The organism is Paenibacillus sp. FSL R7-277, from assembly GCF_000517965.1.
In the GTDB taxonomy this organism is placed as follows: domain Bacteria; phylum Bacillota; class Bacilli; order Paenibacillales; family Paenibacillaceae; genus Paenibacillus_AQ; species Paenibacillus_AQ silagei.
Map to the genome: position 1 here is coordinate 1 of NZ_ASPX01000009.1, position 20,588 is coordinate 20,588.

17 protein-coding genes are annotated in these 20,588 nt (G+C 53.5%); 1 reads left to right on the top strand and 16 read right to left on the bottom strand.

The features are described from left to right. Positions 1-250: 250 nt before the first annotated feature. From C173_RS04010 to C173_RS04040, 7 genes are all read right to left on the bottom strand, one after another. Positions 251-550 carry a hypothetical protein gene (locus tag C173_RS04010; RefSeq protein ID WP_036722712.1) on the bottom strand — a complete coding sequence of 100 codons (300 nt, stop codon included), beginning with the start codon at positions 548-550 and terminating at the stop codon, positions 251-253. 416 nt (positions 551-966) lie between these two features. Next, the gene (locus C173_RS04015; RefSeq protein ID WP_036722714.1) at positions 967-1,197 is read right to left on the bottom strand and encodes a cold-shock protein; all 231 of its coding nucleotides are present in this window, start codon (positions 1,195-1,197) and stop codon (positions 967-969) included. A gap of 130 nt (positions 1,198-1,327) precedes the next feature. After that, positions 1,328-1,528, bottom strand: coding sequence for a cold-shock protein (locus tag C173_RS04020; RefSeq protein ID WP_036722718.1), 201 nt, complete (start codon positions 1,526-1,528; stop codon positions 1,328-1,330). A gap of 278 nt (positions 1,529-1,806) precedes the next feature. Next, positions 1,807-2,085, bottom strand: coding sequence for a hypothetical protein (locus C173_RS04025; RefSeq protein WP_036722720.1), 279 nt, complete (start codon positions 2,083-2,085; stop codon positions 1,807-1,809). A gap of 69 nt (positions 2,086-2,154) precedes the next feature. Beyond that, positions 2,155-3,261 carry an MBL fold metallo-hydrolase gene (locus C173_RS04030; RefSeq protein ID WP_036722722.1) on the bottom strand — a complete coding sequence of 369 codons (1,107 nt, stop codon included), beginning with the start codon at positions 3,259-3,261 and terminating at the stop codon, positions 2,155-2,157. A gap of 38 nt (positions 3,262-3,299) precedes the next feature. Beyond that, positions 3,300-4,613: a DUF3999 family protein gene (locus C173_RS04035; RefSeq protein WP_036722724.1), complete on the bottom strand. Its 1,314-nt coding sequence runs from the start codon at positions 4,611-4,613 to the stop codon at positions 3,300-3,302. Continuing rightward, positions 4,579-7,149, bottom strand: a complete 2,571-nt coding sequence (locus C173_RS04040; RefSeq protein ID WP_036722725.1) for a DUF2339 domain-containing protein — start codon at positions 7,147-7,149, stop codon at positions 4,579-4,581. The genes C173_RS04035 and C173_RS04040 overlap by 35 nt, the downstream gene beginning before the upstream one ends. A gap of 184 nt (positions 7,150-7,333) precedes the next feature. Between C173_RS04040 and C173_RS04045 the strand changes: the two genes are divergently transcribed. Beyond that, entirely contained in the window at positions 7,334-8,527 is a 1,194-nt protein-coding gene (locus C173_RS04045) for a polysaccharide deacetylase family protein (protein ID WP_081751002.1), read from the top strand. Here the strand turns inward: C173_RS04045 and C173_RS04050 are convergent. The 9 genes from C173_RS04050 to C173_RS04090 all read right to left on the bottom strand — a co-directional run bounded on the left by C173_RS04050 (position 8,517) and on the right by C173_RS04090 (position 20,542). After that, positions 8,517-10,091 (bottom strand): sensor domain-containing diguanylate cyclase, encoded by a 1,575-nt coding sequence (locus tag C173_RS04050; protein WP_036722726.1) that lies wholly within the window; start codon positions 10,089-10,091, stop codon positions 8,517-8,519. The two genes, C173_RS04045 and C173_RS04050, sit on opposite strands and share 11 nt — an antisense overlap. 172 nt (positions 10,092-10,263) lie before the next feature. Continuing rightward, positions 10,264-10,512, bottom strand: coding sequence for a type B 50S ribosomal protein L31 (locus tag C173_RS04055; protein WP_036722727.1), 249 nt, complete (start codon positions 10,510-10,512; stop codon positions 10,264-10,266). Between the two features lie 277 nt (positions 10,513-10,789). Continuing rightward, entirely contained in the window at positions 10,790-11,644 is an 855-nt protein-coding gene (locus C173_RS04060) for a diguanylate cyclase domain-containing protein (protein ID WP_036722728.1), read from the bottom strand. Beyond that, entirely contained in the window at positions 11,641-13,725 is a 2,085-nt protein-coding gene (locus C173_RS04065; RefSeq protein WP_051477810.1) for a cellulose biosynthesis cyclic di-GMP-binding regulatory protein BcsB, read from the bottom strand. The genes C173_RS04060 and C173_RS04065 overlap by 4 nt, the downstream gene beginning before the upstream one ends. Positions 13,726-13,767: 42 nt before the next feature. Continuing rightward, a complete protein-coding gene (locus C173_RS04070) occupies positions 13,768-15,018 on the bottom strand; it encodes a glycosyltransferase family 2 protein (protein ID WP_036722729.1) in 1,251 nt (416 codons plus the stop codon). A 34-nt stretch (positions 15,019-15,052) separates the two neighbouring features. Continuing rightward, complete coding sequence (locus C173_RS04075; RefSeq protein ID WP_036722731.1) at positions 15,053-16,609, bottom strand: hypothetical protein; 1,557 nt, start codon at positions 16,607-16,609, stop codon at positions 15,053-15,055. Next, positions 16,606-18,153 (bottom strand): glycan biosynthesis hexose transferase WsfD, encoded by a 1,548-nt coding sequence (gene wsfD / locus C173_RS04080; protein WP_051477811.1) that lies wholly within the window; start codon positions 18,151-18,153, stop codon positions 16,606-16,608. The genes C173_RS04075 and wsfD overlap by 4 nt, the downstream gene beginning before the upstream one ends. Before the next feature lie 23 nt (positions 18,154-18,176). After that, positions 18,177-19,337 (bottom strand): hypothetical protein, encoded by a 1,161-nt coding sequence (locus C173_RS04085; protein WP_036722732.1) that lies wholly within the window; start codon positions 19,335-19,337, stop codon positions 18,177-18,179. A 188-nt stretch (positions 19,338-19,525) separates the two neighbouring features. Next, positions 19,526-20,542: a potassium channel family protein gene (locus C173_RS04090; RefSeq protein ID WP_036722733.1), complete on the bottom strand. Its 1,017-nt coding sequence runs from the start codon at positions 20,540-20,542 to the stop codon at positions 19,526-19,528. Between the last annotated feature and the right edge of the window lie 46 nt (positions 20,543-20,588).

The following is a 20,588-nucleotide window of genomic DNA, read 5'->3' on the forward strand; positions in this document are numbered from 1 at the left end:
CGCAATCCCGAGGATACCCTACTTTTTTGGTGCCTGACTAGGCTCCAAATCTTGGTACACAACTTACTTTACGCCATCCGCGCCGCCACAATGTATGCTGTTTTCCGTATACATTCGGCCCATACGCCTGCGCGCCGCCACAATGTATGCTGTTTTCCGTATACATTTGGCCCATACGCCTGCGCGCCGCCACCTCGCCATCCTTTGTAAGCAGTGCGAAACCTATAAATTATATTTCAACAAAAAACCCTTAGCACAGTTCTCCCGGTTCGAGGAGCTGCCCTAAGGGCTTACACAGAAGACTACTTAGATGAACATTAACGGAGTGATCCATTCGAAATGCAGGGCCGCCCACAGCAGAGCCAGCAATACCGCGCCGATGCAGTAGCTTATCACCTTGTCGGCGGGTCGGCTCCAGATAAATATCCAGCGGAATCAAGATCAGAATCAGACCAATCGCGATAATGTTAAGCATAGGCTTATGATAAAAAATCCCCGCTGCATTTAAGGCAACCGCAAGTAACGTCAGGAGCAGAAAATATTTTCTCATAGCTCCATCATCCCTGTATTATCCATTATTGTCAACCCGCTGATCCGCCGGCGTTTAAGAATGGCTTTGCCGTCTTTTTCATGGATAGTACCGTTTTATAAAAGAGGTACTAAAGAAATTAACGAAAAGCAAAAAAAAAACGGAGGGGAAATTTGGAACTGTAGGAGCGATAGCGTCCGCCTTTGTCACCGGATTTCCACCGCGATTAGCGGTTAAAATCAAGAAATCTGGTGACAACAGCGGCCGGAAGTCCAAATGTTCACCGCAGTGACGACCAAGCTTCGAGTTCAAACTTTAAATGCCTTTTATATAGAGGTAAAAATCCAAAAAAAATAGCCCATTGCGGGCAAGAAACGGACAGCGGTATAGGGTTACTCTCCTCTAATTTCGTATAAACCGGTCAAAGAGCGACAGCCTTAGTGGATAGTCACACTCTTCTTAATAGCCTTCGCGTCCAAATTCTTATTAACGAGCGTAGGCAGCATCTTCATGCTCCGGGTCATGGGCGAATTACATTGCCAGCAGGTAGGCACATGTTGAAAGGCAAAGTTGTCGCGTATCCATCCGGTGCATTCTTCCTTGGTGCAGGACCAGATAGCCGTCTCTTCCTGCGGAAGATCTACCATTGCTTTTTTACGAAAATACATAAGTACCCCTCCTAATAGCTTGGTTAGTGCGTCCAACGGACTGTTATGGCAGAACGGAAGCTTGTTCTCTACTACATGGTCATAAAAAAAACTACCCTCAACTGGTGTTAAGGGCAGCTTATTTGTGGAATTACAGTTTTACAACGTTCTCAGCCTGTGGTCCACGAGCGCCTTGAGTTACGTTGAACTCAACGCGTTGGCCTTCGTCCAAAGACTTGAAGCCTTCGCCAGTGATTGCGGAGAAGTGTACGAATACGTCGCTTCCGCCTTCAACCTCGATAAAACCGAAACCTTTGTCTGCGTTGAACCATTTTACTGTACCTGTTTGCATGATATTACCTCCAAAGTTTATTTAACACATGTCCTTTTATTCCTACGTATTGTACGAACAAATAAAAATTCACACATTGGAAAAGGCTTCATACACAAATGCTAACCTTTTACAATATGTGAATTAAGGGTTAAATTTATGATTAACTTCATTGTAGCACACTATTTTCCCAAATGCAAAGGGTTACTGCCAATAACACAAAATAAATTTTAAATTTTAGAGAACCTTTGCCAGGGGCACGGCTTTGGGGGATCAGCCGCGCACCACCGGCTAAGGCTTCAGTCGATATATCCGGCCAGTCCCTTGTCCATCAGGTAATCCATTTCCGCATCCAGAATGGTCTCCACCGTCAGCTCGTCCAGCTTCACATCGCGCTGCGCAGTCACATAGTCAACCAGATCATCATTATCGATATCAACCTCGCCTTTGGCATTGGCCTTGGCCTTATTAATGAACGTCTGCTCATGCTTCAGCACCAGCCGGATAACGGCCGGATCCACCTTCGTCTGTGCAGACAATACCTCCACCAGTTCCTGCTCGTTCACTTCATTGCTCATCTTCGTTCGTCAGCTCCTTGGTATATATGAACCCTGATTGTACCACAAGTCCACTTCAGGCGGGCAGCCTCATCTCCACCAAGGAAGAACCGGATATCCGGCGGCCCCCGCGGTTACAGTCTCCCCGATTCTCGGCGTGGCCAGCCGTACCCCTCTCAGCGCCGCAGCAGCCGAGATCCGTTCTGCCGGATCAGTCCAGTCATGCATCGACAGGGTGAATGCACCCCAATGGATGGGGATCAGCAGACCTCCCTGCACATCGATGTGCGCCTCAACAGTCTGTTCCGGCAGCATATGGATATCCGCCCAGCGCGGATCATATTGGCCGCATTCCATCAGCGTAAGATCGAAGGGTCCATGAGTACGTCCGATCTCGGCAAAATGCGGACCATACCCGCTGTCTCCGCTGAAGAAGACCTTGGTCTTCTCCCCTTGAATAATCCAGGAGCACCACAGCGTGGTATTGCGGTCCAGCAGACTCCGCCCCGAGAAATGCCGCGCCGGAGCGCAGGTGAAGGTTATCCCCTCATAGGTAAGCGTATCTCCCCAGTCCTGCTCGCGGATCTTCTCTGCGGCCACCCCCCAGCGGCGCAGATGAGCGCCGACACCCAGCGGTACAATGAACAGTCCTACCTTATCCTTCAGCTGGCGGATGGTTCCATAGTCCAGATGATCATAATGATCATGGGAGAGCAGAACCGCATCCAGCTGCGGCAGGAGGGCAGCCTCCAGCGGAAGCTGCTTGCTGTAGCGGCGGCCGCCGATGAACGGAAACGGGGATGGGGCACGGCCCAGCATAGGGTCGAGGAACAGGGTCAAACCGTCCATCTCCAGAAGCACCGCTGAATGCCCGAACCAGGTAACCCGGGTGTCGCGTCCTGCTCCTATAGAGGACGGCAACAGCGGCTGCGGCTGAAGAGGCTCGGCAGGTCGGGAGTGGGGGTTACCCTTAATGAAGTCCTTCAGAATGGAGAGTCCGCTGCTTCCAGCCTTGTCACCGCTCAGTTCCGCAGTCTGCGGATAAGCAAATTTGCCCTTGCTGTAATGGGCGGAGCCGAGGTTACGGGCCCTCTCCTGCTCCCCGGCCCTGCGCCCGAACGCCGGATAGACAGTCATGATAAGATACGCAGCAGCAATAAGCAGGAGCAGTATAACGCAAATGGTAATCAGGGTCATGCAGTAATCCTTCTTTCTGCGGACTTGTGCCGCATCTCCTATTTCGCCTGGCCCAGCTTGCGGGCTACGATAAGAATAAGCAATAGCGAGACCACAATAATAATGGCATTGAAGCCCCAGCGGCCCTGAAGCCACCAGCTTGTGCCGGGCGGCTCTGCTGCCGTTACCGGTACCCGGGTCTCTGCGCCAAGCGCAGCCTGCACAAGCTTCTCCCCGCTGATCCGGTCTTTGAAATTAATAATATCATACTGCGGAGCGGTTGCCAGCGTGTTGCCATAGCGCAAGGAATACGGCGTCTTCTCCCCTCCCGCAAATACAAGCCGGTCTACCAGATATTCGATCTTAAGGTCCGTGATGGAGATGGGGGCATCGTCCAGATTGTAGATAACCACCCGCAGGGAATCAGAAGAGGCTGGCGTAACCGGCTGAATCTCTGTCCGGGAGATCTGGGTATCCTTGAAATCCAGCCGGTACAGCTCCCCGCTTCCGGTGACCGGGAGCTTGCTCCCGGCGCTGTCATACACCTCATAGCGCCGCAGGAAATTCCCGGTGCTGCCGAGCATCACCTTCCCAATCTTCAGCCGGTCCGTGTTGCTTATTATGATCTCGGTACGGTTCTCCACCTGCGTAATCTCCGTCTGCGGTGTCTTCTGCCGCATGAATGCAGCCGTGCTCCACTCCCGGCTGCTGTCCACCAGCGTCAGGCCGGGGAACTCCAGCCCCTCCGGGTTGTTCTTCACTACAAGCCGGTAATAGCCGAACTTGTAGCTGCGCTCCAGCGTAATGCTGTCCGCACTCAACCCGTTCGTGGCATACAGATCCCCTGTACCAAGCTGCTCCCAGGCCTGCCCGTCATAGCCGCCCCACACCTCCACATGCTTCAGGAAGGATTCTGCGGGCAATTCGAACACCAGGCGGTTCCCCTGAATATCGGCATGCTCGGTAAGCGGCTTAATCTGATAATCCAGCAGGGTATCCGTCCCTTTCACTGCCTTGTGGATCAATTCCGAGGCATAGATCGCGCTATGCTCCTTCACCGTCTCCGCTCCGCTCTCCATATAATAGGGAACCGGAGCGCCGGTGCTGTCCTGTATACGCAGATCGCGCAAGTCCTCTGCCGCCGAGCGGTACACCGCTTCATCCAAGTACAATTCATAGTAAGGAGCCGTCTCCGGGACGGAGATTTCGCGTGAGAACTTCCATTGTCCGCCGCCCGTCTTCTCCGCTTCGCCGGATGCCGCTGCTGCACTGTGCGGCGGGAAAGCGGCGGGACCCAGCAAGAGTCCGCCCAATACAGCGAGCAGCACAGCCGCCACTCTAGCTCTCTGTCCTGTCTTTCTCTTCGAGTGCATAAGCTTCCTCCATTCTGACCGATATCCGCTGGTAGAGGTAGGATATTCCCAGCAGGCAGAGTCCGAAGCTGAAGTACGCGATGATCTTGCTGCCGGTGTTCAGCAGGGTCAAATCATAGAGCAGCAGCTTGCCGGTTGCCAGCAGGGATAGCGCCAGTCCGAAGCGGCGGATATACAGGTATCTTTTCCAGAAGCCATACATAATGAACATCACAGCCAGCAGCAGATAGAGCAGACTGAAGGCCAGCCCGCCGTCACGCACCTGCATCTGCACCCCCAGGAACGCCGTAACCATCACCAGCAGATAGATGCCCATAGCTACCGGGTACAGCTCTATATTCTTGTAATCGCGCAGCAGCGTTGTCCGCAACAGCCTTGCACTGCTGAACCACACGAACACATTGAACAGAACAAGCAGACCCAGCGCCACAACATCTGCGGCAGTGCTGCCGGACCATCCTTCCGGAAGACTGGGCAGACCGAACGTGATGCCGATACAGACCGCATAGGCGATCCCGTGCAGCACCAGTACTATGATGCCGACCACCTTGTCATACAGAACGTTCACCTTCGGCAGCGCATAAGCGAGTCCAGAGGTAAGCAGACCTGCCAGCAGCAGCTTGTAAAAGGCATTGTGCGCCATATCCCCCGGCACCATCCAGTCATACAGGCGCAATGCTTCATACACCACATACCCGTAGAAATTAACGATAGCCGCATATTTGAACCAGACGGTAGCCTGCACCTCCGCAGGCGTGCTGCGGAGCAGCGTCTCCTGATTCGAATAACGGATGGCATACAATAAGGCTACAATCACCATACCCGCGGTAATAAATGTATACTTCAGATCGAAATAGGAGTTCGTGTAGTAGATTACCGCATGATAATCCGAGAGCTGCAGCAGAACGTCGAATCCGAAGAAGGTTAGCAGACAGAGGGAAAGGATGCCCCAGCCTGCACGTTCTACCATTTTGAAGCGGTACAGATGTCCGTAGACCGTAAGCGCCACGCCTTCCACCAGCCAGCCGATGGACCACCAGGCCGCTCCCAGCTGGAACGGAATCATCAGAATGGCGAAGGTCAGTGAGGTGACATAGAACAGCAGACGGCTCTCGCGTTCCTGCGGCATCTGTTTCTCCAGAAGGACACCAAGCCCCAGATACATCAGGCAGAAGGCCAGCGCCAGCGCGCCTGTAAAATCATCCAGCCCGGCATTCAGGAACAGAAGATACAGTGTCATGCAGCTAACGAGCGTGTTACAGCCCAGCAGGCCGAAGTCCAGCCAGGTAAGCTTCGTCTTGAACTTGAACGGATACCAGAGTGTAATCCCCAGATACATGGCGAAGGTCAGCACAGTGCAGAGAATGCCCGCAGCGTAGCTGTCTGCCAGATAAATCAGCACCAGGATAGACGGCGTGTTGAACAGGAAGCTGATGTAATTGACCACCACCCAGCGCTTGCGCAGAGAGATCAGCAGAATCAGCAGGTTCAGCACAAACAGATACCCCATCGCCGCATACACTGCACTGCCCTCCAGCCCGAAGGCTCCCATATAAGAGAAGAGCGGCAGATAACCCCCTACAAGCCCCATAGAACAGATCGTCCGTGACTCATAGCGCAGCGACAGCAGCACAGCGGACAGCGTGACCAGCACCGACAGGCCGATCCCGGCCCATAACCCGATAATCTCCAGCAGAAAATAACTGTAAAATATCGAGCCGTACAGCACCGACACCCCGCCGCCAATCAGCCCCAGTGCGAAGGCTCCCCGCCCCTTGCGGAACAGCCACTCCCCGCCCGCCAGCATGACTGCCCCCAGCAGGAAGAAGGCACTGCCCTTCATATAATCATTGAACCAGGTGGAGTAGGTGTATCTGAACCCGGCGCCCACTGCCAGGATCAGCAGCAGAATCCCCAGGCGGTTGATCCAATTCAGGCCAATCTTCATTTCGATCCGGTTCTGCTTGCGGCGGCGCAGCAGGGTCTCCTCGTCAACCCCTTCAGCAGCCAAATCATCCAGCCCGCTGTCCATCGTCCCCCTGAGCGAACGCTCTGCTTCCCGCTGCCATTGCCTGCGCAGCAGGATACTCTCATTCAGCTTCGCCTGCACCTCATCCAATATATAAGTGATCTGGGTCTTCTCCTGGCCCAGCTCGCGGGCCCCGATACTGTACATCTCCTCTATCCGCCGCTTGGCGTCCTGCTCGAAGGACGTAAGCCGGTCGAGGTACGCATGATCCCGTGAGGAAAAATAAGTCTGCAGCTTCTGCCGCGATACCCGGAGAATGCCCAGCTTCTCATCCAGAATCTGCTCCGCCAGCGCAGTCCGCAGCTCCGAGTTGTCGCGCTCAAGCCTCGCGGCCTGCGCCTTCAGCTCCGCCAGGCTCTGCCTGTTTGCCCCATTTTCCCTTCTTAACACTTCGTTCTCGCGGACGAGATCATTACTCTCGTATTCTTCAATCAAAGACTGGTATTCCTTCAAAAGCCCGTCCTGCTGCTGCTGCACAGCCCTCATCCGATCTCTGAAATCCTCCATAGCCGCCCCCCAGTATCTGCTAATCGGCAAATTGTTAATATATTGATATTACTATATTTCTAATTACCACCACAGACCTTACAAAAACCACACCGCTTAGTTAAGATCCTGTCACATTTTTGTCTTGGCAGACGTTATAGGTTTATTATTATCTTAATATTCGAGAGATGGGGAGAATCGGACATTGAAACTGAACCTGCACAAACCGCAAACACGTTATATCCTCATCCTGCTGCTGCTGGTGGTGGTCTTCCTGCCTGTGCCTTTTAGACATAAAGCAATGACCAAGCTGAGCATTACCGGCCTTGATGGAGTCGAATTCAAGACAGATGCCTATGCACTGACAGCGGATCATAAGCTGATGGTGGATAAAGACCTCGCTGAACGTATTCTTAATGCGCGTATTGGCTGGGAAAAGGAGGCTCCGCTCCCCAAGGGGGTGTACTATAAGGATCATGTGGCGGTACTCATGTATCACCATCTGGCGGAAACGCCGTTAACGCTCTATCCCGGCGTATTACCCGCCGCACAGTTCGATGAGCAGATGCAGCTCCTGAAGCAGGAGGGCTTCCATGTCATCACGATGAAGCAATACCGGCAGTTCATGCTGGACCGCGCGCCGGTTCCCGATAATGCAGTTCTATTGACGTTCGATGACGGCTATGAGAGCTTTTACAAGCTGGCGTTTCCCATTCTGCAAAAGTACGGCTACACCGCAGTGAACTTCATCATTGTCTCTGACGTAGACAACACTAGTAAGCGTCAGGTGCCCAAGCTGACCTGGGAGCAGATGCGGGAGATGAAGCGCGCCGGAATGGGCTTTTATAATCATACGTATAATCTGCATTATTACGCCGAAGTCGATGCAGAGGGCGGCACCCGCCCGGCGGCGAGCTCCCTGCTGTACATTCATGATGAGAACCGGAATGAACTGAATGAAGAATACTACAGAAGAGTAACCGGGGACCTGGCTCATGCAGAGCGCAGGCTGAAAGAAGAATTGGGCAATACCGATTCGGCTATCGCTTTCCCTTACGGCTCCTATAACGACAAGCTGCTGGAAGTCTGCGATTCACTCGGTATCCGTCTGAAATTCAATATCGGGCTGGGCCTGAGCTCCAGAACCACACTGAACGCTCCACGAATCAATGAAGGGAACCGGACCCTAACCCCAGAGCTGTCCATCCAGCAGCTGAAGCAATTCGAGCCGCCGATGATTCTGACCGTGAATGGGAAGAAGGTTCTCCTTACCGGAACTCCGCCGGAGCTGCGGAACGGGAAGGTCCTGGTTCCGCTGGATGCGCTATGCTCCGAGCTAGGCGTAGCGATGCATTACGACCGCAGCAGCGCGGTCCTGAAGCTGACGCCTACCCCTTAGCTGCCTGACGCACCATAGGCTCACGGCCTAAGGTTACCCGGTTCTTCCCCGTGGCCTTGGACAGGTACAGCGCCTCGTCCGCCTCGCGGTACAGGTCCTCGAAGGTCACATCTGCCTGATCCGTAAAAGCGATGCCGATGCTCACCGTAAGCTGGATGTGATGCCCCCCGTCCAGCTCCACGATGTGCTCGCCCATAGCGGTGCGGAAGCTCTCCGCCTCCTTCAAGGCCGCGGCTTCGCTGCCGGCGAAGAAGCAGACGGCGAACTCTTCGCCGCCTACGCGCCCGGCAATTCCTTTGTCATGATATACCTGCATAATCTTGCCCGACAAATCCACCAGTGCCTGATCACCGGCCATGTGTCCGTATGTATCATTAATTAATTTGAAATCATCGATGTCGAATAGCAGCAAGGCCATGCCCGCGCCGATCTGTGCGGAGTAACTCTGCACCAGCCTCATGAAATGCCTGCGGTTGTACAGCCCGGTCAGATCGTCCACCGTGGCCTGATGCAGCAGCTCCCGCTCATACCTCTTCTTCTCGCTAAGATCACTGAAGACCAGCAGCATTCCCGTACTCTTCGCCCGGACCTGCTCTGTGGCAATGAGCGCAACCCCATAACAGGACCCGCTCCGGCCGGGAGGCTCGATTTCGAACTGTCCCTCCCTCCGCTGCGCATAGCAGGCCGACAGCTGCCCGTGCTGCCTCAGCAGCGGCTGAATGCTTGTGCCCATCCAGGTCTCCGGCTTCTCCTCCAGCAGCTCGGAGAGCATAGCATCCGCCGCCTCATTGACATCCATTATGTAATCGTAGCGGTCTGTCAGGACGATGCCGTCCTTCATATTCTCGAAGATTTTATTCTTAGCCAGCGGATATAAGGACAGTCTGGGATCGCGGAACAAGGTGAGGTAAGCGGCCACGATGGGCGGCAGGTAAGTGAAGGCCGTGAAGCCTGTAATCGTAATCTGCAGCAGCGGAAGCAGGAACACCGACAGGACCGGGACCAGCAGACTGAATAACAGCAGCGCATTATGGCGGAAATAATACTTAGGCCCATTCAGGAGAGAGATGGCCAGCAGATATACAGCATACAGTCCGAATAACTGATCGTACGCGATGAGGATCATGCTGAGCACCGTGGGCTTCACTACGATTCCGGTAACACCGGCCACCGTAGCCAGTCCGACCTCACTGCGCATCAGATGATGGTAAGAGTCGGTGAAGATCAGCAGCACATCCACCGCCACCGGGATACAAAAATAAATAAGCCTCTTGGACAAACCCTCAGAGGAACGGGATACATACTCTTTAATAACCGCATAAGTGAAGATCGCACTCAAAAAAAGCGGGCCCTGCTGCACATTCTTCCACCATAGCTTCGCCTCGAAGGAATCCGTTAGAATCTCTCCGGCCGTAGCCGCGAAGATCATGCTGACCAGCAGCATCAATATCCATAAATAGCATCTTCCTGGTGTATGACGGTGCTTGTAAGAACCGATGCCCATGTAGAGACTTAGAACGCTGCCCATTACCAAGTAAAACGGATAACCCTGCATCCACGGCATGTCATATTTCTCCTATTTTTGAGATTGCTTTGCCTTATTATATCCTACTCTTTCGCACAAATGAATCATTCTGCCAAAAAATACTACCGGTACCTAAGGTTCCGGACAAAACAAAAGAGGATACTCCTTCACCATCTGCATGGATGCGGGAATATCCTCAATAGCAATACCATTATTTCTTCTGAGCGAGACGTTGTTTGAACTTGTCAACGCGGCCGCCAGTTTCGGTATCTCTTTGTTTACCTGTGTAGAACGGGTGGGATGCAGAGCTGGAGTCTACACGGATCACCGGGTAAGAGTTGCCGTCTTCCCATTCCATAGTTTCACCGGATGATTTGGTGGATGAGCTAAGGAATTTGTAGCCTACGCTAGCATCGAAGAAAATAACCTGGTTGAACTTAGGGTGTATGCCTTGTTTCATTGTAGTAACCTCCTTTCCATACGGATACAACTTATGAAGAATTATTGAAGCCATCTCTTGGTCTATTTAAAAATCCGGTTAGACAAAGGGAGATGCGTAAATCTTCCGATTTTTACACGCCATACTATCATACGTGAAATGAGCCGCTGAGTCAAGAGCCTGTCCTAGAGGGATTTCACCATTCCGCCGTCGATCAGCAGGGACTGTCCCCTCAAGACCCAAATCCATCGTCCATTCCTCCTGTCAGATTGGTTGCAGGACTTCCTGCTCCCACTCATTATACATCGTATTCCAGTTCCTTTTTGGCCTGGACGATGAAATCCAGCGGATTCTCGATGGTGTCCGCCGCATATTCCACTGCACCGATCTTCAGCCCCAGGGTGACCTTGTACTTGCCGGAGAACTCTGAGTCATTCAGCTCCTGCAGCCGCTGTTTGATCCGCTCAATGACAATCTTGGCCCCTTCCCGGTCCGTGAAGAGCAGAAGGCCCCAGGTAGCATCCTCCTTGTCCAGCAGATACAGCGCATCATTGGTACGAATGCTCGACTGGCTGAGCTGGGAGACATCATAGATGGCTTCGGACAGCTGCTCTTCCGGAATCAGGCGGCGGATTTCATTCCAGTACTTCACCTTCACCACAAGCAGCGTCAGCGGGATTTTATAACGGACCGAAATTCCGGTGAACAGGCTGGCGTCCTTCTGAAAAGAAATACTGTTGCGCAGATCCGTATTCTCATCCACCGCAGCCAGATTATTCGTGCGCTTCAGCAGCCGTTCATTCTCCGCCTGCAGCTCACGGGTGCTTGAGGTGAAGACCCACAGCACCACCGTAAGCAGCGGGGTCATAACCAGCCAGAAATACGTCTCTACACCGATCGATGCGCCCTGCGATACCGTCTGATAGACCACGAAGAAGCCGTAGCCGAAGACAAACGCCAGATTCAGCGTCAGTCCCGCCGTGACCGTGGTGAAATACGTGACCAGCGCCAGGATGAACGATACATTCAGAATAATAATGTTCTGGACGTAGTTATCCGGTGAGCCCGCGATATATACGATGCAGGCGAAGATCAGAACCAGAAAGGCCAGGAAGCCCAGATCCGAGGTTAGACTGCTGCGGTTACGTCTCACGCTTGATCACCACGTTTCTTCTTATGTTTGCGCAGCATCAGAATCAGCGCCACGACCACCAGCGTCACGATCATCACCGCTGCGGTCACGAAGCCCAGTACATCGCTGCGCTCCATCACCCGCGAGACCAGAGAGTCCGGCTTAGCGCCGGAGACCGTCTTGAAGCGGTAGGCATTCACCGTGCCGTCCTTATCCGCCACAACGCCGTCACCGTACACCCTCCACCTGTCCTTCTCGCTCCCGATCAGCTTGGAGACTACGAAGTAGCTCTCAGAGCTGACCGCAGTGACCGCAAGCAGGCCGCGTCCGCTCTCGTAAGGGGATTCCAGGAGCTGGAGCGTGCCGATGGCGGCTCCGTACTGCTCGTCGAGGGCGATTTTCTCATTGGAGAGGAGGGTTGACCCGTCCTTGTTATACTTGAAAAAGAGCTTGCCGTTGTTGTCACGGATCACCTTATTATTCTTATAGCTCCCGATCGCAATAATATTGTTGTCCTTCAGGTTATCCGCTCCTGCGTTATCGCTGTAAAAGTGGACATCACCGGTATTTCCTCCGGCAAACTGCCCGAGCATATTGAAGACATTCCCGAGGCTCCTGTAGGTGTAATCATCCCTCTCCTTCGGCAGCACCACCGCCACACGGTTGAAGATGCCGTCCCGCAGGAACGGATACGGGTAATTGCTCAGCAGGAGGTCGGTGCGGTCCTTCGTGTTCAGGCGCATGAGCGATTCCTTGCTGATATAAGCCCACGGCATCTCCTCTTTGTTCGGAGTACAGAGCATGCTCGCAAGCTCCAGATCGAAAGCCACCGTCACGGTGAAGTTGCCGGAGATATTCAGACTCTGCGGCACATTCAGATTCAGCACATCACCGTTGGCCAGCTCCTTCGTCAGCTTCTTGCTGCCGATGGGCGTATTATTGATGCTCACCGTCACCAGGGAACGGTTAAAGTCCAGATTCGCCGCATACCGGAAATCCAGGCTGATTCTGCCGTCATCCGCAATGGAGCGGTTGGACGGGAGAGAGACGAAATACGTCTGCTCCTGATGGTTGGGCCCGGTGAGCTTGTCCCCCGTCTCCGTGAACGTAATGTTCGAGCTGATGGCCGGCGCAGGGTTCACTACATCGGTAGCATTAGTAACAACCTTCAGATCCTTGCGGAGCTGGCTCATCAGCTCCCGGCTTGCCATCAGCCGTCCGGCCTTGATCAGCAGGCTCTCGTCCCTCGAGGTCACCACCAGTGTAGGCAGGGAATCCTTGTTCACCAGCTGAATGACCGCATGGGTGCCGAGGTCGTCCGCCGTACTCACCAGCTTCTTTATTCGTTCCGGCAGATGATCATACGTAGCTACCAGCACTACTGCACTCTTGTCCTTGACGGTATCTTCGCGATAAGGCAGCAGCGGAATGGTTCTGTCGTTCAGCGTGTTGCCTTTGGCGAATCCCGAGAGGGCGTAGGTAGCACTTTCCAGTTCTGCCCCGCTGGCATTCTGCGGGACGGCGAGCAGGCTTTGTTCATTTTTTACCGTATCCATTCCTGAGAATCTGGCACTGAAATCCTGAATGCCTCCAGTAATGGGCTTCGGTGTATAATTCACAGCAATGTTCGAGGTGTTGAACAGATGCAGCCAGCTGTCCTGCATATCATCGATATTACACAGTTCATAGCCGCCCGTCGTGGTTCTTAAGCTCCCTTGTATCCGCAGCGTATTGCTGCCCTTCGTCAGGAAGCCTTTGGGCGCCTCTACACTCAGGCTCTGCTGCCCGTTATTGTCCAGGGACGGCCGGAAGGAATAGAACGGAATGCCGTTCAGCGACAGTGTTACGCTCGACAGCTTATCCTCACTGATCTGTGAGGTCTGGAATTGCAGATTGATCATCACTTGATCCACATTCCAGTAATCCATGACTGTGAAGAACTGCTGCTGGGAGCTGGAGCCCCTCAGCGAGACATCGCTGGTGAACAGCGTCTCATACGTTGCTCCCGCTTCACCGGGAAGCACCGCCGCCTGTGCAGCAGGGATTTGAACCAGGAAGAGGGAGAGGCAGAGCAGCACTGTTAGGATCTGTTTTTTCATCATGTTCCGTATCTCCTGACATCTTATTTCTGGACCTCCGGCGCACTAGTACCGCTCGGTTTTGTACCACTTGGCTTCCCGTTTGAAGATAACGTCTTTGAAATAGTTGTACAGCCCGTAAGCGGCCACTACCATCCAGAGCTGGCAATACGAGACGTACATCAGCAGAATGATCCACAGGTTCGACAGGCTCATCTCACCCTTCTCTGTGGTCAGGGTAACGAAGATCCCCACCACGAACAGCACAATAGCGAGCAGCCACAGGAAGCTGCTGAGCCCGGCGATGGTGGTATGTACATACCCCATGGCATGCAGCACGAGCAGAATATCCGAGGTGACCAGCGAGATCAGCAGGAGGAAGTAGATCGAGACATAATACAGAATATCGAAGCGGATCTTCGCCGCCTTCCGGTCGATGAGGAGCGGAAGGTTCTTCACAATGACATAGATATTGCCCTTCGCCCAGCGTGTCCGCTGCTTGAACCATACCTTCACCGTCTGCGGCTCCTGCTCCCAGGTGACCGACTTCGGCTGGAACTTGATCCGGTAGCCCATCATATAAATGCGGAAGCTGATCTCTGTATCCTCGGCAATTGCCTTCACATCCCAGCCGCCGATGCTCTCGACAATGGTCCGGCGCATAATGAAGTTCGTTCCCGGGATCGTACAGAGCTTGAACAGCTTCCAGCGCCCTGCTTGCGCCATCCACTGGAAGGATAGAGTCTCGATATTAATGAACCGGGTCAGCAGGCTGGCATCCCGGTTGCGGGTTCTGAACTTGCCGATAACCGCCCCCAGGGAGGCATCATTCATAATCTCTGCCACCAGGTATTTCAGCGCCGTGCGCTCCGGCGTATTGTCGGCATCATAGATCGCAATCAGCTCCCCGCTACTGCGGGTGAAGCCGATGTTGAGCGCATTGGATTTCCCTTTGCCGCCTGTGACGGCGTCCGTATTGATAATGATCAGCTTGCGCTGCGGATTCCGCTGCTGGATAGCATCCAGCAGCTCAGCGCTGTTGTCTGACGAATTATCATTGATGACGATAATCTCATACCGGTCATGCGGGTAATCCAGTGCCAGCAAGGATTCCACGGTTTTGCTGATGACGACCCCCTCATTGTGGGCAGGAACCATAATCGTCACCATGGGATGCTCCCCGGTAATCTCAGGCACCGGTTCGTTTTCCGTTTGAATGTAGTACAGATACCCCGCTATAATCAGCATCACATTCACCAGCAGCAGGGACCAGATACAGATGACCGCGATCACCATCAACACGTCTGAGATCGTCATAGTATTCTCCTAAACTCGCTATATTTTTCCCGGATTACTTGTTCAAATATTTCCTGCGGTACATTCTGTAGCCGATAGTGAGCAGGCCGCCGAACAAGAGCAACGCAGCCAGGATCACGATGATGAAGAATTGATTCTGCACGCTGAACAGCCTGTTGAAGCTTGTCGCCTGCTTCTCCTTGTACTGGAAATCAACGGCGACCTTCTGCGGGGTATAATCGACATCCAGTGTGTTGCCATCCAAGCGGATCACCCCGTCAGCAGATTCAAGAGTGTGCTTATCCGTGCGGACCGTATGCGCCTCCTGCTTATAGTCTGCGAAGGTATACCATTCCGCATTCAGATTCTGCAGAAGTTCCTCCAGCCCGCGCTCATCCTCCGGCAGGTCCAGCGTCACCGCCGTATTCAGCGGAAGCTCCGGCATCGCCTTTCCTGTTCTGCCAACTCCCTGCAGCAGCGCCGGGGGCAGACTGTACAGAGAAGAAGAGAAGGCCGCTGAGGTGTCTGTCTGCTCCATATAATGGGTCTCTCCGTCCGGGAAGAGCACCGCCGAATTGAAGAACCCCATGCCTGCGGCCGAATACTCCTTGTCATACGTCCAGTAGCTCTCGGCAGCAACGCCGAGCGGTGCCACGCCCCCTTCCGCCAGCACATTAATGAACTGATTCATCTTCCCGCGCAGGGACCGGTCATTCGAATTAATCGGCGGTCTGACCGCAGGGGCATTGACCACGATGCTGCCGTTGCGGGACTGGACAGCTCTGAGCGCCTCCAGATACCGCTTCATAGCGGGGAAATCCGTATTCGCGAATACCGGACGGACACTGGCGATGAAGGGAATACCGCTTCTATACAGGCGGTCTGACATCTGCTCCAGCAGATTCAGATCCGAGAAGGGATAGATCTCCTTGATGACCAGATACATCTGCGGCTGTGCGGTATAGTGCAGCCAATCCTTCAGCACATAGGCCGCAGCTATGGCTGTGAAATCGCCCTGCTTCAGATAAGGCAGGTAAGCGGAGCGGCCGCTGCTTACCGCAAACGGCACCTGTGCTCCCGCATCTGATGAGGACCACGTTCCATAAGAACGCCCAGCATCGGAAGCTGTTATATAAGGCATCCCTTCGACCTCCAGCGGAATGCCGGTGAATCCGCCGATGGAGAGGCTTGCGCCCGCTTTATGCCATACCCCGGTCTTCAGCCGCAGCGTCTGCTGCATCCGGGCAGGCGGTCTATATCCAACATGCAGCATAGCCCCCTTGTACTTGGCTGCTTCCTGAAGGTAGGCTTGATTCGTAATCTCAAGCTCATCATTGTTAATCACAGTGATCACGCCGGAATAGCCCTTCATGCCGCCCGGCTCATAAGAGGAAATAGGCTTCAGCGTGACCTGTGCGCTGTAGGCGGCAAGCAGCCGTTGCAGCTCGGCCACATTCCCCTGCTGGCCTGAATTCTTCGCCAGACTGTCGAACAGCAGCAGAATCCGCTGCGCCGGAGCCGGAGAAGCGGCAGCGGATGCCGGACCGGCAGACGGCAGCAGATCGCCCGCCAATACAATGAACAGCAGAATGACGATTCCTCTGCGTCTCACATGCCCACCCCTTTATTCAGTGCCGGATATTCCTTGAGCGGCCGTGCAGACGGCGCAGACGGCACCGATCTGCGTGATGAGATTCCGCGGCCGATTACGCTCGCAGCCGTCTGGAAGATGATCAGGTCGAAGGCCAGGGTGAACAGGAATTCATGCTTGGCAATATCCGCGTCACCCGCCCCGATAATGGAGACTACGATACCCGACAGTCCGACCAGCATCGTTGCCAGAATCACCAGCAGACGCTGCATCCCCCGGAAATCCCGGGTACGGATGGACCGGACGAACGATGGCATATAGACCCCTATCGTTACGGCCATCCAGAGAAGAATGAAGGCGAAGGGACGAGGGGCCAGCTTCTCCTTAAGTGTGCTGTACAAGCTGAAGAAATGACTCTGTGCCCGGAACTCCTTGCCTGCGGACAGCTCATAGTTCCCCATAGCCGCCGGCTTAATTTTATAGGCACTCTCAGCAGCCGTATCCAGGATTGAGCCCAGCTCATTCGGGTGAGAAGCATAATATTTCAGAATGGAGACGAAGCCGTAACGGCTGTAGAAATTTTTATCCAGCAGCTCGGATTTCACATCCACCGTCCCGTATTGGTCATAGTACGTATTCTCTTTGAGAATCGCGTACTGTTCATTGATCCCGAAGGACCCGAGCGCGGTCTCCGGATTCTTGGATTCCATCAGCACCCCGCGCGTCATCGCATGATACTGGTTAATATTCACGAACTCTTTGGAGATATTAAGATACGTTGCAATTCCGGCGAACATCATCAGACCGGCCGACAGCAGTGTCACCCAGCGGAACAGCTTGTCCCGGCGGATCAGCACCAGCGGAATCGAGAGCAGGGAAATGACCATCCCCACCGGAGCATTCTGCTGCTTGGAGGTGGTCAGGATCAGGGTACTGATCAGCAGGATCGCCAGCATGGCATAATCGTTGTATCTCTTCCGGTACAGCAGCAGCCAGGAGGCGAACACCAGAATCATAGTCACCATCACCAGGCTCTCGCCGAAGAAGGAGCTGAAGTAGTTGGTGTAGCCTGTATCCCCAAAAATGAACACCGCAAGCGCCGCGACTGCCATCCCCCGCTTAAGTGACATTTTCAGCGTGATCGCTTCAACCAGCAAGTACACTGCGGCAACATACAGCACGGTGTAGATTGCAGCCTGGAAGCGGATATCGAAAACCTCGCGGCTGAAAAACAGCTTGTTAACGAAGATCGCCAGCTTGATGAACAGAGACTGGGAGGAGACCACCATCGTGCTGTTCTCGTTGAAATATTGAAAGATTCCGAACTGCTTCACGAAATAGCCGAAGTACTGGCTGTCATAGTCCGGAGCATTGAAATAAAGGCCGTTGCTATAGATAATCCGGTAAAAGTCTCCATTATCCGCCATGCCGATATAAGGGGAGGTAAACAGCGAAATAGCCGTCACCAGCAGCACGCAGAACGCGGCGGCAAAGGCCGGAGTAATCCGAAAGCCAGCCAACGTGATACCGGGCCGGGTCGATGTAAGCTCTAGGTTGTTTATCATTCCGATTCCCCTTTTTGGTTATATTATGGAGCCTTATAGGAGTACGCCAGCAGTGCCATCAGGTTGTCAAAAGAGTAGGCCTGCCCGGAGGCAGGATCACCGAAGCCGCCATATAGCGGACTCAGAGGATCTGTCACCCTGAATTCATTCATCCGGTCCATACTGGACTGATAGAGCTCACCATCCTCCAACACAGCTCCAATCATGGCTGTGAGCGCGTAGACCGCTGTTGAACGAATATCATTAGCCGGCTTGCCCTCACGTGTATATTGTCCGAACAAGGTTCCCGCTGCGACCTGAGCTTTGATGTAGCTGATGCTTGCCGGCCGCTCGCGGCCGATCTCTGCCAGATGAAGAATTGTCAGCAGAGATTCTACCGAGTTGATGCCTTCAGAGCTGTACTGTCCGCTCTTGTAATCGAAGCGGGTCTCATAGAATGGAAAAGAATCGGACAAATATCCCTCCTCCAAAATACCGCTCATATTCTTCAATAATTTCTCTTGTAATTCGCTAGATATCGACAATTTCTGCAATACACTCAGATCAATATAACACAAAGTTACGAATCCGTTGACCACTTTCAAATAATTGTCATAGATGTCATAAATGTAACTTTTTTTAGTGTTGTTTTTATAGAAACGTTCTCCATATTTATCGGCTTCTCTGGTATATTCCGGCTGGTTAAATGCCTGCCCCGCCTCATATAGCGCCCCGATCATCCGCAGGTCATCCACCGCTGCATTCACGGGGTAACGCTTCTGCTGCCTGGGACTGTAGCGGTAGCTGAAGCCGCCCTCCATATCGAAGATTCTGCGGGCCGTCTTCCACTGCCGGTCGAACAGCTCCTGATTGCGGGTCCGGACCGCAGTCTCCATCAGGAGAGAAGCGGACTCGCTCAGAATCTCATGACCGGTAGCCACCTCTGCCGATTCAGAGGTCTCCTTCAGATTCGTATATACCCCGTCGGGTCCTGTAAGCTGCGTATTTATGAAATGGTATAATTCCTGCTGTTCCAGTGTAGGCTCAAGCTGCGGCGCTTCATCCGGCCGTGTAGTCCCTGCGGGAGAGACCGCCGGAGTATAGACGGGAGAGGATGGCGCCGGTCCGGCCTGATTGCCGCCGCAGGAGGTTAGCAGGAGCAGCGACATCCCCAGAACAGCAGCCTTGCTATATCTGCTTTCCAATCGATCACATCCTTAAATGACAACTACCAATTGATCCATACTAATATAACGGTAATTATTGTCACATTATTTACTGTTTGTCCGAACATTATGTGTCGCCTTCACATATTTCTCCTTTTCCGCCAAAAAAAGAGCCGCTCCATGTCTTAACGACCGGAACAGCTCTTATGAATGCTTAGGTATTATCTCTAGCTCTCTTTAATTCTCCGGTACGTGGCCTCATCGGCGACGATGTAGAGTCTGGCGTCTGCCGGAATCGGCCGGTCAAGCTTGCGGTTAATGCCCAGGTCACCCCGGTCGGACAGCAGAGTCGCCCCCTGGCGCAGCAGATCCTGAAAGGCCTCCCCATAGGTTGTCCAGCCGCTGCGGCGGGGAATCTCATAGATATCATCCCCGTGCTCGCGGCTGAGCAGCTGGGTGATCACCTCAGAATTGCCCTCCTGCAGCGCAGAGCGCACCGCCAGTCTGGAGATCGCATCATGGGAGAGCACGAACTCGTTCACCTGCACATGCTTGAAGTTCTTAATGTTCTTCTCCTGCATAATCTCTACGGTAGTATGTACCTGCGGGGCAATCCGCTCAATGCTGGAAGCAATCAGCAGCGACTTGCCGTCGCTTAAGGAAGCTTCGTCGATACGGGTGTCGCTGAACACAATCGCTGCTCTGGCGCTCCCGATATTCGCCTTCAGCAGAATGTCATCGCTTGCCGCATCGCCGCTGATGAAGTGGACCTGCTCCATGGCTTCCAGCGGATGCCGTCCGTTCTCATCGATAATGACCACTTTGCATTCCCTGTCGTAACACAGAATCTCATCTACTGCCGCCTGTGTCTTGCGGTTCCAATTAATCAGCACGACATGATGTTGTCCGTGAAAGGTCAACGTTCCGGCTCCTCTCCTGCGCTGCATCTCGCCCATGGCCTCAACAACCTTGCCGATCACCAGACTGAGCAGACCGATGCCAAAGATATATAAGAAAATCGTAAACACCTTGCCGGTGACGGTAGCGGCAAAGTAATCGCCATACCCGACGGTAGCCATGGTGGTCATCACCCAATAAAAGGCGTTGAACCAGCTATGAAACGTGTCCGGCTCCAGCAGGAAGGCGATGGTTGCGCTGAGAAGAATGAAGGCCAGAATAATAAAGGCAATGGACTTCTTCTTGAGATGAAGCAGCTTGCCGGATAATTGGATTAGAAAATGCAATGCCCATCCCTGCCTCCCGGGTGAATTGAGCCGGCGGGCAGCAGCC